Origin of the sequence: Rhabdothermincola salaria (assembly GCF_021246445.1) — a bacterium.
GTDB lineage: Bacteria > Actinomycetota > Acidimicrobiia > Acidimicrobiales > Acidimicrobilacustridaceae > Rhabdothermincola_A > Rhabdothermincola_A salaria.
In genome coordinates, this window is sequence record NZ_JAJQXW010000001.1 from 923,704 (window position 1) to 938,301 (window position 14,598).

Here is a 14,598-nt window from a genome sequence, read left to right on the forward strand (position 1 = left end):
CCTGCGATCATGGGGACGTGAAGGTGCTGTTGCGCAACCCCCGGCGGGAGATCGAGGTCCCGGGCCCGATCACCGTGATCAACCTGTTGGACCGCCTCGACCTCAACCGTGAGTCCGTGCTCGTCATCCGCGCCGGAGAGCTCGTGGCGGGCGACGCCACGTTGGCCGACGACGAGTCGGTCGAGGTCCGTCCCGTGATCTCGGGAGGCTTCCGATGAAGTGCGTGACCTGTCGGGAACCGGCGATCATCGACATCCGCCGCCACAACGCCAACTTCTGCGCCGAGCACTTCCTCGAGCAGTGCCGTCGTCAGGTCGTCAAGGCCATCGACGAGTTCGAGATGATCGCGCCGGGGGAGCGGGCACTGGTCGCGGTGTCGGGCGGCAAGGACTCCCTCGCCGTCTGGGACCTGCTCACCGAGCTGGGCTACGACGCCGACGGCCTCTACCTGGGTCTCGGCATCGGCGAGTACAGCGACGTGTCGGGGCGCCATGCCCGCGACTTCGCCGCCGCCCGGGGGCTCAAGCTGCTCGAGGTCGACCTCCCCGAGCGCTTCGGCTACGACATCCCCACCGGGGCCCGCGCCGCCCGCCGGGCGCCGTGCTCGGCGTGCGGGCTCTCCAAGCGCCACCTCTTCGACGCCGTGGCCGTCGAGGAGGGCTACGACGTGCTCGTCACCGGCCACAACCTCGACGACGAGGCCGCCGTGCTGTTCGGCAACACCCTGCACTGGCACACCGAGTACCTCGGCCGCCAGCTCCCCGTCCTGGCCGAACGCGACGGCTTCCCCCGCAAGGTCAAGCCGCTGGTTCGCCTCACCGAGCGCGAGATGGCCGCCTACTGCGTCGTGCGGGGCATCGACTACCTCGTCGACGAGTGCCCCATGGCCGCCGGCAACCGTCACCTCACCTACAAGGAAGCCTTGAACGACATCGAGAAGGCCTCACCCGGGGCCAAGCACTCCTTCTACTTCGGGTTCCTCGCGCGGGCCGCCGAACGCTTCGCCGACGAGGCCGAGACCGATCGTGAAGGTCTGCGCGCCTGTCCCACCTGCGGGGCTCCGACCACCGCCGAGACGTGTGCGTTCTGCCGCCTGGTCGAACGGGCCGGTGGGGCCCGGCCCGACCCCTCGACGGCCACCGCGGTGCCCGTCGAGCTGGGACCGACGCGGGCCGGCGCCCGGTGAGCCGCCTGTTCGGCGCCGGAGACCGCGTCCTGCTCATCGATCACAAGAAGCGCCGCTACCTCGTCACGCTCAAGGCCGGAGGGGAGTTCCACTCCCACGCCGGCTTCGTGCCGCACGACGCGGTGATCGGGGTCGAGGAGGGATCGACGGTCCGCTCCACCCGCCACCTGCCCTACCTGGCGATCCGCCCCACGCTGTCGGACTTCGTGCTCAAGATGCCCCGTGGCGCCCAGGTCATCTATCCCAAGGACCTCGGACCGATCCTCATGTTGGCCGACCTCTTCCCGGGGGCCCGCGTGCTGGAGTCCGGCATCGGGTCCGGTGCCCTGTCCATGGCCATGCTCCGGGCCGGCGCCGACATCGTCGGCTACGAGCTCCGGGAGGACTTCGCCGCCCGGGCCCAGGAGAACGTCGCCTCCTTCCTGGGCGACGAGGCCATGAGCCGGTACCGGGTGGAGCTGCGCGACTGCTACGACGGCATCGACGAGACCGACCTCGACCGGGTCGTCCTCGACCTGCCCGAACCCTGGCGCATCGTCCCCCACGCCGAGAAGGCGCTTCACTCCGGCGGCATCTTGTTGGCCTACACGCCGAGCATCGTGCAGGTGATGCAGCTCCGCGAGGCGCTCGAGGCCAGCGCCTTCGAGATGGCCGAGACCGTCGAGGTGCTCAACCGCACCTGGCACGTCGAAGGCCAGGCGGTGCGCCCGGATCACCGGATGGTGGCCCACACGGGCTTCCTCACCCACGCCCGCCTCCTGCGCGGCTGAGCCCCTTCGTCGCGATCCGAGCCGAGCCGTGAACCTCCTCGACGTGGCCCTGGTGGTCGTCGGCGTGGCCGTCGCGGTCGGCGGCTACCGGCTGGGCTTCATCACCCGGGTCGTGTCGTGGATCGGACTGGCGGTGGGGCTGATCCTCGCCGTCCGGCTCGCCCCGGCCCTGGTCTCCAGGATCGACCCCTCTCATGCCGGCATCGTGCTCGTGCTCACCGTGGGGCTGTTGTTGGTCGGGGCCTCCCTGGGCCAGGCGCTGGGCTTCCTCGTCGGGGGTCGGCTGCGTCCCCGACGACCCGACGGCGTCGTCGGCCGTCTCGACGGCGCCATGGGCGCCATCGCCGGCGTCGTGGGCCTGGTCGCGCTGGTCTGGCTGATGCTTCCGGTGCTGGCGGTGTCGCCGCCGTGGATCTCCCGGCCGGTCACCACCTCGTGGGTCGCCCGTGCGGTCGACCAGAACCTCCCCGAGCCGCCCGACGCCATGGCCGCCTTGCGGAGCCTCGTGGGCGAGGACTCCTTCCCGGAGGTCTTCGAGGCGCTGCGGCCCACTCCCGATCTCGGCCCGCCGCCGGAGGCGACCGGACTCGACCAGGCCACCAGCGAGACCGTCGCCCGCTCGGTGTTGATGATCGAGGGCGTGGCCTGCGCCCGAGTCCAGGACGGCTCCGGTTGGGTGGCGGCACCCGAGACGGTGGTCACCAACGCCCACGTCGTGGCCGGACAGGCTCGCACCGAGGTCATCCGCGACGACGGTCGCCGCCTCGATGCACGTGTGATCGCCTTCGACCCCGACCGCGACCTCGCGGTGCTCGATGTCGACGGCCTCGACCGACCGGCGCTGACGGTCGTGGAGGCCGCCGCCGCGGCCGGGACCATCGGGGGCGTCTTCGGCCACCCCGGCGGCGAGCCGCTGCGCATCGCCCCGTTCGAGGTGGCCCGCCCCCTCGAGGCGACCGGGCGCGACATCTACGACGCCACCACCACCCGCCGCCAGGTCCTCGAGCTCTCCGCCGCCCTACGGCCCGGGGACTCCGGCTCGGCGCTCGTCGACCCCACCGGCCGGGTGGTCGGGGTGGCCTTCGCCATCGCTCGGGACCAGCCCGACGTCGCCTACGCCCTCGCCACCCCGGAGCTGGAACCGGTGCTCGCCGACGCGGCCGTGGGCGCCACCGTCACCACCGGGGCCTGCCTGGGGTGACCGGTGGCCCGAGCGCCACGGCGACGGCGACGGCGACGGGACCGGGCGCGACACGAGGGAGGCAGTGCCTCCCTCGTGGTCAGTACCGATGCAGCTGGTGTCGGGCGGGCGCCGGACGCCCGCCGCTCACTCGGCTTCGATGAAGATGCACTCGCCGGGGCACTCCTCGGCGGACTCGATCACGGCGTCGAGCTGTCCGTCGGGGATGTTGGCCATGCCGGCCGCGCCGCCCGGGTCGGAGAACACCTTGTCGCCCTCCCTGACGTAGGCGAGGCCGTCGTCGAGCAGGGTGAACACGTCAGGGGCGATCTCTTCGCAGAGGCCGTCGCCGGTGCAGAGATCCTGGTCGATCCAGACCTTCATTCGCCATGTACCTCTTCGTGAGGGAGTCGGGGTGGGGTGGCGTCCGCCGCAGAGGCGGGGGCCGTTCGACGGCCACTCTAGTGCACCTCCGGGGGATTTCCCCGGCATTGTCGGGAGAAATTCTGAGGGGCGAGCGCAGCTTACGGCCCGGTGAGCATTCCCGGCGGCCATGCGCCCGTGCAAGTCCGTGTCACCGCCGTGTGAACCGTGCCGCCGCTCCGCCGGTCTGGGCAGGGACCGGGATAGGGTCGACGACCACGCCGTGACCGAGGAGGTGGGCCGTGCCCGCACCGGACGACGACACCACCGAGAACGACGAACTGGCCGCCGTGCAGGACCAGATCGCCACGCTCGAGGAGGAGGTCGCCTCCCTGCGCCAACGCCTCCAGGACGCCCCCAAGCGCGTCCGCACCCTCGAGGAGCGCCTCCTCGAGACCAAGGGCCAGCTGGCCCAGGCCGTCTCGCAGAACGAGAAGCTGACCTACACGTTGCGAGAGGCACGTGAGCACATCGCCGCCCTGCGAGACGAGGTCGACAAGCTCACCCAGCCACCCGCGGCCTACGGCACCTTCCTCGGCCGCAACGACGACGGCACCGTCGACGTCTTCTCCGGCGGACGCAAGGTGCGCGTCGCGGTGCACCCCGACCTCGACCACGTCGACCTGGCCCGTGGCTCGGAGGTCGTGCTCAACGACTCCCTCAACGTCGTACTGGCCCGGGCTCACGAGCGCACCGGCGAGGTGGTGACCTTCAAGGAGCTGCTCGACGACGGTCGTCGGGCCATGATCCTCGGGCGCGCCGACGAGGAGCAGGTCGTCGAGATCTGCGAGGACCTCCTCGCCGGACCCCGGCTGCGAGCCGGCGATTCGGTGCTGCTCGACCCCCGCGCCGCCCTCCTGCTCGAGAAGCTGCCCCGCCCCGAGGTCGAGGAGCTCGTCCTCGAGGAGGTCCCCGACGTCTCCTACGCCGACGTGGGCGGCCTCGACGGCCAGATCGACCAGATCATGGATGCCGTCGAGCTGCCCTTCCTGCACCAGGACCTGTTCGCCGAGCACAAGCTCCCGGCCCCCAAGGGCATCTTGTTGTACGGCCCGCCGGGATGCGGCAAGACGCTCATCGCCAAGGCCGTCGCCAACTCCCTCGCCAAGAAGGTGGCCGAGGTCTCCGGCGACCAGGAGGCCCGCAGCTACTTCCTCAACATCAAGGGCCCCGAGCTGCTCAACAAGTACGTGGGCGAGACGGAGCGCCAGATCCGCCTCGTGTTCGAGCGAGCTCGCGAGAAGAGCGAGGAGGGCTGGCCCGTCATCGTCTTCTTCGACGAGATGGACTCCCTGTTCCGCACCCGCGGCACCGGCATCAGCTCGGACATGGAGTCCACGATCGTGCCGCAGCTCCTCGCCGAGATCGACGGCGTCGAAACCCTCAAGAACGTCATCGTGATCGGCGCCTCCAACCGCGAGGACCTCATCGATCCGGCCATCCTGCGCCCCGGACGCCTCGACGTGAAGATCAAGATCGAGCGTCCCGACGAGGGCGCGGCCGCCCAGATCTTCGCCCGGTACCTCACCGCCGACCTGCCCCTCGACGTCGACGAGGTCGACCAGCTCGGCGGGGGCGATCCCGAGAAGGCGGTACGGCTCATGATCGAGCAGACCGTCGCCGAGATGTACCGCCACGACGAGGCCAACCAGTTCCTCGAGGTCACCTACCAGAACGGCGACAAGGAGGTCATGTACTTCAAGGACTTCTCCTCGGGCGCCATGATCGAGAACATCGTGCGCCGGGCCAAGAAGCTGGCGATCAAGCGCTTCCTCGCCGACGGCGTGCGCGGCATCCGGGTGGACGACCTCATCGAGTCGATCCACCAGGAGTACAAGGAGCACGAGGACCTGCCCAACACGACCAACCCCGACGACTGGGCCAAGATCTCGGGCAAGAAGGGGGAGCGCATCGTCTACGTCCGCACCCTGGTCAAGAAGGCCGACACCGACCCCCAGGGCGGTCGATCCATCGAGCGGGTCGCGACCGGCCAGTACCTCTGAGGCGACCATGGCCATCGCCAAGATCTGCGGGATCGAGACCGAGTACGGCATCGTCATGCGCGGCACCGACGACCCCAACCCCATCGCCGCCTCCTCGATCCTCATCACGTCGTACCTCAACGACATCGCCGAGGCGCCGGGGACGCCCGGTCCCGCACCCAAGGTCGACTGGGACTTCGAGGACGAACAGCCCGGCACCGACGCGCGGGGCTGGTCGCCGCTGGAGGCCATGGCCCCGGAGGTCGAGACCAACCTGGTGAACGCCGTGCTCACCAACGGCGCCCGCTACTACGTCGACCACGCCCACCCGGAGTGCTCGACCCCGGAGTGCGCCGACGCCCGCTCGGTCGTGGTCTTCGACCGGGCCGCCGAACGCATCCTGCAACGGTCGATGGCGGCGGCCAACCGGTCCCTGCCCCCGGGGCAGGAGATCGTCATCTACAAGAACAACTCCGACGGCAAGGGCAACTCCTACGGCTGCCACGAGAACTACCTGATGGACCGCGAGGTGCCCTTCGGTCGGATCGTGAGCCAGGTCACCCCTCACTTCGTCACCCGCCAGATCTTCTGCGGGGCGGGCAAGGTGGGCTGCGAGGCGGGCCTCGGACCCGACGAGGTGCCGTTCCAGATCAGTCAACGAGCCGACTTCTTCGAAGAGGAGGTCGGTCTCGAGACCACGCTCAAGCGCCCCATCGTCAACACCCGCGACGAGCCCCACGCCGACGCGTCGAAGTACCGGCGCCTCCACGTCATCATCGGTGACGCCAACCTCTCCGAGGTGGCCACGTTCTTGAAGGTCGGCACCACCGCCCTCGTGCTGGCCATGATCGAGGACGACGTCCTACCCCGGCAGTTCGTCTTCGCCACCCCCGTCCCGTCCCTGCGCGCGGTCAGCTACGACCTGGGCCTCTCCACGCCGCTGGCCCTCGCCGACGGCACCACCGTGACCGCCCTCGAGGTGCAGTGGGAGCTCTACGCCCGGGCCCGCAAGTACGCCGACGACGGCGGGCTCGAGGCCGTGGGGGCCGACGTGGGGGCCGAGGTCCTGCGGCGCTGGGAGGCCGTGCTCACCGGGCTCGAGTCCGACCCCATGGCCCTGGCCGGCCAGCTCGACTGGGTGGCCAAGTACCGCCTCGTCGACGCCTATCGCCAGCGCCACGAGCTGGCCTGGGGCGACGCCCGGCTGGCGGCCCTCGACCTGCAGTACCACGACCTGCGCCCGGACCGCTCGCTCGCCGCCCGCGTCGGGCTCGAGCGCCTGACCACCGATCAGGAGGTCGACGCGGCGATGACCGAGCCACCCACCGACACCCGGGCGTACTTCCGCGGGAAGTGCCTGCAGAAGTACGCCGACGACGTGGTCGCGGCCAACTGGGACTCCATGGTGTTCGACATCGGCAGCGAGCCGCTGCGTCGGGTCCCGATGATGGAACCCTCCCGCGGAACCGAGGCCCACGTGGGTAGCGTGATCCGAGACAGCGACACCTCCGCCGAGCTCCTCGAGCGGTTGGGTTCCTGACCCCTCTCGAACGAAGGACGACAACGCGATGGCCGAGCGAGAGCAGATCCGCAAGACCACCACCGAGAAGGCCGACGTCGAGGTCGACGAGGCCCCTGTCAGCACCGAGAAGGGCGAGAAGCTCAAGGCCGAGCTCGACGACCTGCTCGACGAGATCGACGAGGTCCTCGAGACCAACGCCGAGGACTTCGTGCGCAGCTTCGTCCAGAAGGGCGGGCAGTAGCCCGCCGGACACCCGGCCCGGCACTAGCCTCGGCGCTCGTGACCATGCCGTTCTTCTCACCCCCCGACGACCCCGGACCCGACTTCGCCGGGCTGTTGCGCCGGTCAGGCCTGGCTCCGGAGGCGCCCACCTCCGACGTCGCCGCCCGGATGCCCATCACCCACGCCACCACCGTGGTCGCCATCCGCTACGCCGACGGGGTGGTGATGGCCGGTGACCGACGGGCCACGTCCGGCAACCTCATCTCGCACCGAGCCATCGAGAAGGTCTTCCCCGCCGACCGCCACAGCGGGGTGGCCATCGCCGGTGCCGCCGGACCGGCGATGGAGATGGTCAAGCTCTTCCAGCTGCAGCTCGAGCACTACGAGAAGGTCGAGGGCAGCGCCCTCAGCCTCGAGGGCAAGGCCAACCAGCTCGGCCAGATGGTGCGGGGCAACCTCGGTGCGGCCCTGCAGGGTCTGGCCGTGGTGCCGCTCTTCGCCGGCTACGACGTGCTGCGGGGGACCGGCCGGCTCTTCCAGTACGACGTCACCGGCGGTCGCTACGAGGAGTCCAACTTCGCGTCCACCGGTTCGGGCAGCCTCCACGCCGGCACGGTGGTCAAGATCGGCTTCCGGGAGGGCCTCGAGCGGGCCCAGGCGCTCGACCTGGCCGTCACCGCGCTGTTCCAGGCCGCGGACGACGATTCGGCCACCGGTGGCCCCGACCTGGTGCGCGGCATCTATCCCACCGTCGCCACCATCACCGCCGCCGGGTTCGAGAAGGTGACCGAGGCCGAGATCGCCGAGCGCTTCGGTGACCTGATCGAGGTCCTCGCCGCCCGCGAGCCCGCCATCCCGGGCCGTCTCCCCGAGACGGGCACCGACACAGGGGACGACGTCTGATGAGCATGCCCTTCTACGTCGCCCCCGAGCAGGTCATGAAGGACCGGGCCGACTACGCCCGCAAGGGCATCGCCCGGGGCCGCTCGTTGGCGGCCGTCGTCTACGCCGACGGCATCCTGGTGGCGGCCGAGAACCCGTCCTCGACGCTGCGCAAGGTCAGCGAGATCTACGACCGCATCGCCTTCGCTGGTGTCGGCAAGTACAACGAGTTCGACCAGCTGCGCATCGCGGGGGTGCGGGCCGCGGACCTCAAGGGCTATGCCTACAGCCGCGAGGACGTCGACGCCCGCAGCCTGGCCAACAACTACGCCTCCATCCTCGGCCAGGTCTTCACCCACGAGATGAAGCCGATGGAGGTCGAGATCCTGGTGGCCGAGGTGAGCGCCGAGCCCGCCGGCGACCAGCTGTTCCACATCCTCTACGACGGCACGGTCATGGACGAGAACCGCTACACGGTGCTCGGCGGCGAAGCCGAGGCCATCGCCACCCGCCTGGGCGAGCTCTGGAGCGACGGTCTCGACCTCCAGGGCGCGGTGCGCGCCGCTGTGGCCGCGCTGGGCGGCCCCGACCGGGCGCTCGGACCCGACGAGCTCGAAGTGGCCCTCCTCGAGCGCACCACCCGGCGGCGGGCCTTCCGCCGCGTCGAGCGGCACGAGCTCCTCTCGTTGCTGCCCGCGGTCGAGGCGACCGCCGATCCGGCGGGGGCGCCGGCCGAGGGTGGCGACTGACCCTGCCCGTCGGTCGGTAGCGTGCCCTGCATGGAGCGACGGATCTTCGGTCTCGAGAACGAGTACGGGGTCACCTGCACGCTCCGCGGCCAGCGGCGCCTCAGCCCCGACGAGGTGGCGCGCTACCTGTTCCGCCGGGTCGTCTCCTGGGGCCGCTCCTCCAACGTGTTCCTGGCCAACGGGGCGAGGCTGTACCTCGACGTGGGCTCGCACCCCGAGTACGCCACGCCGGAGTGCGACTCGATCCACGATCTGGTCGTGCACGACAAGGCGGGCGAGCGCATCCTCGAACAGCTCCTCACCAGCGCCGAGCAGCGCCTGGCCGAGGAGGGCATCAAGGGCGACATCTACCTGTTCAAGAACAACACCGACTCCGCCGGCAACTCCTATGGATGCCACGAGAACTACCTGACCTCCCGCCACGACGACTTCACCCACTACGCCGACGCGCTCATCCCGTTCCTGGTCAGCCGCCAGATCTACGCCGGCGCCGGCAAGGTGCTGCAGACGGCCCGCGGCGCCATGTTCTGCATCTCCCAGCGAGCCGAGCACATCTGGGAGGGCGTCTCGTCGGCCACCACCCGAAGCCGGCCGATCATCAACACCCGCGACGAGCCCCACGCCGACGCCGAGCGCTACCGACGCCTCCACGTGATCGTGGGCGACTCCAACATGAGCGAGTCGGCCACCTTCTTGAAGGTCGGAGCCACTGCCGTGCTGCTGCGCATGCTCGAGGAACCCAACGTCGTGCTGCGCGACATGACGCTCGAGAACCCCATCCGGGCCATCCGCGAGATCAGCCACGACATCACCTGCACCCGCAAGGTGCGCCTGGCCAACGGCCGGGAGGCCAGCGCGCTCGAGATCCAATCCGAGTACCTCGAGCGGGCCCTCAAGTACGCGGAGCGGCGCGATCTGTCACCGCTGGAGGTGCAGGCCCTCAACATGTGGGAGCACGCCCTCACCCAGATCGAGAAGGACCCTCTCGGCCTGGACCGAGAGGCCGACTGGGTCGTGAAGTACAAGCTGGTCGAGGCCTACCGGGCCAAGAACGACCTGGCGCTGAGCCACCCTCGGGTCTCGCTGCTCGACCTGCAGTACCACGACGTGAGCCGCAGCCGGGGCGTGTTCTACAAGCTCCAGGATCGCGGCCTGGTCGATCGCATGTGCACCGATGCCGAGATCGACGAGGCCGTCGACACCCCGCCGCAGACCACCCGGGCCCGGCTGCGCGGCGAGTTCATCCGACGGGCCAAGGAGCGCAAGCGCGACTACACCGTCGACTGGGTGCACCTGAAGCTGAACGACCAAGCGCAGCGAACCGTCTTGTGCAAGGACCCCTTCAAGAGCCACGACGAGCGCGTCGAGAAGCTCATCGCCTCCCTCTGAGCTCACGACCATGGCCACCAGCGACAAGCTCGAACGGATGATGAACCTGGCGGCGGCGCTGCTCGCCGCCGAGCGACCCGTCACCGCAGCCTGGATCGCCGAGCGGGTGGCCGGCTACCCCTCCGACAAGGTCGCGTTCCGCAAGGCGTTCGAGCGCGACAAGGCCGAGCTGCGCGACCTCGGTGTCCCCATCACCGTCGAGGAGATCCCCGACTCGTACCCGCCCGACACCGGATACCGGATCGACCGGGCCGCGTACGAGCTCCCCGACCCCGGGCTGGCCCCCGACGAGCTCGCCGCGCTGCGTCTGGCGCTGCAAGCAGTCCGCCTCGGCGACGACGATGCCGGCTCCGACGGCACCGAGGCCCTCTGGAAGCTGGGTGGCGTCGTGCGCGACGACCACCACCCGCTCCCGCAGGCCACCGTGGCCTCGTTGCCCGCCGATCCGGCGCTGGTCCCGCTGTTCACCGCGGTCATGGAGCGGCGGACCGTCACCTTCACCTACGTCACCTCGCAGGGGGGGCAAGAGCGCGTCGTCGATCCCTGGCGCCTCGACAACCGTCGAGGTCGGTGGTACCTCACCGGCCACGACCACCTCCGCGAGGGGGAGCGCAACTTCCGCCTCGACCGCATCGACGGCCCCGTCGAGCTCGGTGGCCCCGGAGCCTTCGAACGACCGGCCGCCCGGGTCGAGGGCGGACCCGGTCAGCCCTGGCTGTACGGCGACGGCGAGCCGGTCGTCGCCGAGCTCCTCGTCGACGCCGACCGGGCCCGGTGGGCCCGCCAGCAGCTGGGCGACGACGTCGATGCCACCGACCACCCCGATGGGTCGGTGACCTTCCGGGTCCCGGTCACGTCGTGGCCGGCGTTCCGGGGCTTCGTCCTGAGCTTCCTCGACCGCGCCGAGCTGGTCGGCCCGGACGCGTTGCGCCGCGACCTGGTCGCCTGGGTGGGCGCGCTCGCCGGTGAGGCGTCGTGACCGCCCGGACCCCCCGCCTCACCGCCACCGAACGCCTCCGACGCATGCTGGCGATCGTCCCCTGGGTGGCGGCCCAGGACGACGGCGCCACCATCGACGAGATCTGTGCCCGCTTCGACCTCGACCGGGGCCAGCTGCAGGACTGCCTCGACACCGCGTTCATGGTGGGCCTGCACCCCTACACGCCCGATGCCCTGATCGACGTCATCCTCGATGGCGACCGGGTCCGGCTGCGCCTCCCGGACTTCTTCACCCGCCCCCTCCGGCTCACCGCCGAGCAGGCGCTGGCCCTGCTGGCCGCCGGACGTTCCCTGCTCAACGTCCCCGGCGCCGACCGCGACGGGCCTCTGGCCCGAGGTCTCGAGAAGCTCTCGTCCACCATGGGCGGCGACGCCGGCGCCCTCGTCGACGTCGAGCTGGGGGAGGGCGCCGGGTCGGTGCTGCCCCGGTTGCAGGTGGCCGTCGGCGAGCACCGCCGGCTGGCCCTCGACTACTACAGCTACGGGCGCGACGAGCTCACCCACCGCGAGGTCGACCCCTGGCGCGTGCACGCCGAGCAGGGACGCTGGTACCTCGAGGGCTGGTGCCACCTCAGCGACGACGTCCGTGTCTTCCGGGTGGACCGCATCGCCGAGGCGACGGTGCTCGAGGAGACCTTCGAGCCACCCCCCGACCCCCGTCCCGTCGAGGTGTTCCGACCCGGTCCCGACGATCCTCGCGTCACCCTCGACCTGGCCCCGGAGGCCCGTTGGGTGGCCGAGCAGTACCCGGTCGAGGAGATCGAGGAGCTGGCATCCGGGGGCCTGCGCGTCACCCTGGCCGTCGTGGCCCGGCCGTGGCTCGAGCGCCTGTTGGTGCGCCTCGGGCCCGAGGCCACCGTGGTCGCCGCCCCGGAGGACCTCGGCGACGTCGCCGGCACCGCCGCCCGCCGGGTCCTCAGCCGGTACGGCGGGTAGGCTCACCGAGCCGTGCTCTTGTTCGTCCCCCCTCTCGCCGACGTCTCCGTGGTCCCGCGGTGACCGTGTCGCCGCCACCCGAACACCCGGTCGCGGGGGGCCCGCTGCCGCCACCGGCCGAAGCCCCTCGGCGTGGGCTCGCCAAGCTCCTCGGCCCGGTCGGCGCCAACATCGCCGAGTGGCTCGTGGTCATCGTGGGCGCCGTCGTGCTGGCCCTCGTGATCAAGGCCTTCGTGCTGCAGGCCTTCTTCATCCCGTCGTTGTCGATGGCCTCGACCCTCGAAGAGGGCGATCGGGTGCTGGTCAACAAGCTGTCCTACACGTTCGGCGACGTCTCCCGAGGCGACATCGTGGTGTTCGAACGACCTCCCACCGAGACGGCGGGCGAGATCCCGGATCTCATCAAGCGGGTCGTCGGTCTCCCCGGCGAGTCCATCGTCATCAAGGACGACACCGTCTTCGTCGACGGCCAGGCCCTCGACGAGTCGTACCTCGACCCCGGGGTCGTCACCAGCACGGCCACCACGCCGCTGAGCTGCAGCGACGCCGACCCCTGCCTCGTCCCGCCCGGCCACGTCTGGGTCATGGGCGACAACCGTCCGGACTCCAAGGACAGCCGGTTCTTCGGGCCCATCACCGAGTCCAGCATCGTGGGCGAGTCCTTCGTGAGGGTCTGGCCCCTCGGGCGCTTCTCCTTCTTCTGATCCAGCCGTCGGCGGGCCGATCGGCCGGCAGCGACCAGGTCCGGTCGTCCGGCGCCGGCTCGGCCAGGTCGGATCAGGCGCGCGCGTGGATCCTCGCCATCATGCGGTCGACGTGGTCGGAGAACACGCCGTCGATGCCGGTGTCGAGCAGGTTGTCGATGGTGCGGTCGAACTGCACGTCCCATCCGAGGGCCAGCATCTCGAAGCGGTGCACGAGGGCCACGAGACCCCCGGTCCAGTCGCTGTGGTGCAGGTTGACGGCGTCGAGGCCGGCCGCCGCCGCCCGGGCCACATGACGCTCGGCGCCTCCCTCCATCCGCTTGAGACGGGTCGAGTCGACCAGCTTGACACTGGGGGAGAGGGCCCTCCAGGTAGCCGCCAGCTCCCAATCGGGATGGCACAGCCAGAGGCGCTCCTCGGCGCCCACGTCACGGGCGCTGGCCACCAGCTCGGCCGCGACCGCCTCGTCCTTGACGTCGACGGAGAGCTCGAAGTCGGTGCCGCAGTCGGCGTAGAGCTCGGCCAACGTGACCAGGTGCCCGGGGAGCTCGTCGCGGCGGTGGGCGGCGATGGGCCGGCGGCGCATCCGCCCGCCCACGACCCCGTCGTGGTCGAGCACGGCCTGGCCGTCGGCGCTCGACCAGGCGTCGGTCTCCAGGCCCGTGGCCCCCAGCCGCAGCGCCAGGCGGAACGCCTCGAGGGTGTTGTCGGCGGCGTGGGCCCGGGCGCCGCGATGGGCGAAGCCGATCGGAGGGCGTCGAACCGAGGCGAATCGAGGCACCCCGCGAGCATGCCCGGCGGCACCCTGCTCCAGCCATTCGGCCCACGCGTCGCGCTCAAGCGAGCGCTCCTCGTGGCCGAGAACAACCATGGGTCCACAAGGGGCCGACACGACGAGGAGCACGACGAAATGGCGACCATCCGAGCGACCTGCCCCACCTGTGGCGACGTGGAGCTCAGCACGGCCGACGTGCAGGTACGGGTCAGCGCCACCGAGCGCCGCAGCAGCTACGCCTTCGTCTGCCCACGCTGCGAGACGACCGTCGTCAAGCCCGCCGAACCGCGCACGATCGACCTGCTCCTGGCCTCCGGCGTCGCCTACGAGCTGTCGATGCCGACGGTCGAGGTGGCCGACCACGAGGCCGGCGGGGCGCCCATCACCTCGGCGGAGCTCCAGGGCTTCCAGAGCCTGCTCGGCGACGACGACGAGCTGTGGGCGGCGTTCGATGCCGCCGAGAGCCAGGATCGTCGCCGCCGCTGATCGTCGGGCCCGAAGGGGCCCTCGGAGGCGACGGCGCTAGGATTTGTCGCTGTGTTCAACGTCGGTGGTGGAGAGATCCTCGTCATCCTCCTCATCGCGCTCCTCTTCCTCGGCCCCGAACGGATGCCCGACGCCGCCAAGAAGCTGGGGCGCTTCCTCGGGGAGGCCCGTCGCATGACGGCCGGCTTCCAGGAGGAGGTCCGCAGCGCCATGGACCTGAGCGGCACCGATGACGCGGTGCAGCGTTCCGATGCCGGTCCCCGGCTCATCGGGCCACCCCCCGAGCCCACCGCCCCCCGCACACCGGAGGGTCCGGCCGACGACGGTGACGCGACCGAGGTCTCGCCCCCGGGCGACGGTCGCGACGACTCCAGTGCGGCCTGACCCCCGGGG

The 14,598-nt window shown here is 70.8% G+C and carries 17 protein-coding genes; 15 read left to right on the forward strand and 2 right to left on the reverse strand.

The window, feature by feature from the left end:
• Positions 1–17: 17 nt before the first annotated feature.
• The 4 genes from LUW87_RS04265 to LUW87_RS04280 are packed head-to-tail and all read left to right on the forward strand — an operon-like array spanning position 18 to position 3,157.
• Positions 18–218 carry a MoaD/ThiS family protein gene (locus tag LUW87_RS04265; protein WP_232669835.1) on the forward strand — a complete coding sequence of 67 codons (201 nt, stop codon included), beginning with the start codon at positions 18–20 and terminating at the stop codon, positions 216–218.
• Entirely contained in the window at positions 215–1,186 is a 972-nt protein-coding gene (locus LUW87_RS04270; RefSeq protein ID WP_232669836.1) for an adenine nucleotide alpha hydrolase family protein, read from the forward strand. The genes LUW87_RS04265 and LUW87_RS04270 overlap by 4 nt, the downstream gene beginning before the upstream one ends.
• On the forward strand, positions 1,183–1,956 hold the full coding sequence (locus tag LUW87_RS04275) for a tRNA (adenine-N1)-methyltransferase (protein ID WP_232669837.1): 774 nt from the start codon (positions 1,183–1,185) through the stop codon (positions 1,954–1,956). Before LUW87_RS04270 ends, LUW87_RS04275 begins: the two co-directional genes overlap by 4 nt.
• Positions 1,957–1,984: 28 nt before the next feature.
• On the forward strand, positions 1,985–3,157 hold the full coding sequence (locus tag LUW87_RS04280; protein ID WP_232669838.1) for a MarP family serine protease: 1,173 nt from the start codon (positions 1,985–1,987) through the stop codon (positions 3,155–3,157).
• A gap of 126 nt (positions 3,158–3,283) precedes the next feature.
• Here the strand turns inward: LUW87_RS04280 and LUW87_RS04285 are convergent, their stop codons facing one another.
• Positions 3,284–3,520: a ferredoxin gene (locus LUW87_RS04285; protein ID WP_232669839.1), complete on the reverse strand. Its 237-nt coding sequence runs from the start codon at positions 3,518–3,520 to the stop codon at positions 3,284–3,286.
• Between the two features lie 281 nt (positions 3,521–3,801).
• On the opposite strand from LUW87_RS04285, the gene arc reads away from it, so the two are divergent.
• From arc to lepB, 9 genes are read left to right on the forward strand one after another with little or no spacing between them, the layout of a single operon-like run.
• On the forward strand, positions 3,802–5,562 hold the full coding sequence (arc, locus tag LUW87_RS04290) for a proteasome ATPase (protein ID WP_232669840.1): 1,761 nt from the start codon (positions 3,802–3,804) through the stop codon (positions 5,560–5,562).
• A gap of 7 nt (positions 5,563–5,569) precedes the next feature.
• Positions 5,570–7,081, forward strand: coding sequence for a depupylase/deamidase Dop (gene dop, locus LUW87_RS04295; RefSeq protein ID WP_232669841.1), 1,512 nt, complete (start codon positions 5,570–5,572; stop codon positions 7,079–7,081).
• A gap of 28 nt (positions 7,082–7,109) precedes the next feature.
• Complete coding sequence (locus LUW87_RS04300; RefSeq protein WP_232669842.1) at positions 7,110–7,304, forward strand: ubiquitin-like protein Pup; 195 nt, start codon at positions 7,110–7,112, stop codon at positions 7,302–7,304.
• 38 nt (positions 7,305–7,342) lie between these two features.
• Positions 7,343–8,188, forward strand: a complete 846-nt coding sequence (prcB, locus tag LUW87_RS04305; protein WP_346742394.1) for a proteasome subunit beta — start codon at positions 7,343–7,345, stop codon at positions 8,186–8,188.
• On the forward strand, positions 8,188–8,916 hold the full coding sequence (prcA, locus tag LUW87_RS04310) for a proteasome subunit alpha (protein WP_232669843.1): 729 nt from the start codon (positions 8,188–8,190) through the stop codon (positions 8,914–8,916). Before prcB ends, prcA begins: the two co-directional genes overlap by 1 nt.
• 30 nt (positions 8,917–8,946) lie before the next feature.
• Positions 8,947–10,305 carry a Pup--protein ligase gene (pafA, locus tag LUW87_RS04315; RefSeq protein WP_232669844.1) on the forward strand — a complete coding sequence of 453 codons (1,359 nt, stop codon included), beginning with the start codon at positions 8,947–8,949 and terminating at the stop codon, positions 10,303–10,305.
• A gap of 10 nt (positions 10,306–10,315) precedes the next feature.
• Positions 10,316–11,284: a helix-turn-helix transcriptional regulator gene (locus LUW87_RS04320; protein WP_232669845.1), complete on the forward strand. Its 969-nt coding sequence runs from the start codon at positions 10,316–10,318 to the stop codon at positions 11,282–11,284.
• Positions 11,281–12,240 carry a helix-turn-helix transcriptional regulator gene (locus LUW87_RS19070; RefSeq protein WP_232669846.1) on the forward strand — a complete coding sequence of 320 codons (960 nt, stop codon included), beginning with the start codon at positions 11,281–11,283 and terminating at the stop codon, positions 12,238–12,240. The genes LUW87_RS04320 and LUW87_RS19070 overlap by 4 nt, the downstream gene beginning before the upstream one ends.
• A 59-nt stretch (positions 12,241–12,299) precedes the next feature.
• Positions 12,300–12,944, forward strand: a complete 645-nt coding sequence (gene lepB / locus LUW87_RS04330; RefSeq protein WP_232669847.1) for a signal peptidase I — start codon at positions 12,300–12,302, stop codon at positions 12,942–12,944.
• A gap of 73 nt (positions 12,945–13,017) precedes the next feature.
• On the opposite strand, the gene LUW87_RS04335 is transcribed toward lepB, so the two are convergent.
• A complete protein-coding gene (locus LUW87_RS04335; protein WP_232669848.1) occupies positions 13,018–13,725 on the reverse strand; it encodes a glycerophosphodiester phosphodiesterase in 708 nt (235 codons plus the stop codon).
• Between the two features lie 129 nt (positions 13,726–13,854).
• On the opposite strand from LUW87_RS04335, the gene LUW87_RS04340 reads away from it, so the two are divergent.
• Positions 13,855–14,205: a hypothetical protein gene (locus LUW87_RS04340; protein WP_232669849.1), complete on the forward strand. Its 351-nt coding sequence runs from the start codon at positions 13,855–13,857 to the stop codon at positions 14,203–14,205.
• 51 nt (positions 14,206–14,256) lie between these two features.
• Positions 14,257–14,589 (forward strand): Sec-independent protein translocase subunit TatA/TatB, encoded by a 333-nt coding sequence (locus LUW87_RS04345; protein ID WP_232669850.1) that lies wholly within the window; start codon positions 14,257–14,259, stop codon positions 14,587–14,589.
• Positions 14,590–14,598: the final 9 nt, after the last annotated feature.

Coding starts and splice junctions, on each gene's coding strand:
- LUW87_RS04340 (WP_232669849.1), top strand. CDS start 13,855: ATGGCGACCATCCGAGCGACCTGCCCCACCTGTGGCGACGTGGAGCTC.
- LUW87_RS04320 (WP_232669845.1), top strand. CDS start 10,316: ATGGCCACCAGCGACAAGCTCGAACGGATGATGAACCTGGCGGCGGCG.
- dop (WP_232669841.1), top strand. CDS start 5,570: ATGGCCATCGCCAAGATCTGCGGGATCGAGACCGAGTACGGCATCGTC.
- pafA (WP_232669844.1), top strand. CDS start 8,947: ATGGAGCGACGGATCTTCGGTCTCGAGAACGAGTACGGGGTCACCTGC.
- LUW87_RS04300 (WP_232669842.1), top strand. CDS start 7,110: ATGGCCGAGCGAGAGCAGATCCGCAAGACCACCACCGAGAAGGCCGAC.
- LUW87_RS04270 (WP_232669836.1), top strand. CDS start 215: ATGAAGTGCGTGACCTGTCGGGAACCGGCGATCATCGACATCCGCCGC.
- prcA (WP_232669843.1), top strand. CDS start 8,188: ATGAGCATGCCCTTCTACGTCGCCCCCGAGCAGGTCATGAAGGACCGG.
- LUW87_RS04285 (WP_232669839.1), bottom strand. CDS start 3,520: ATGAAGGTCTGGATCGACCAGGATCTCTGCACCGGCGACGGCCTCTGC.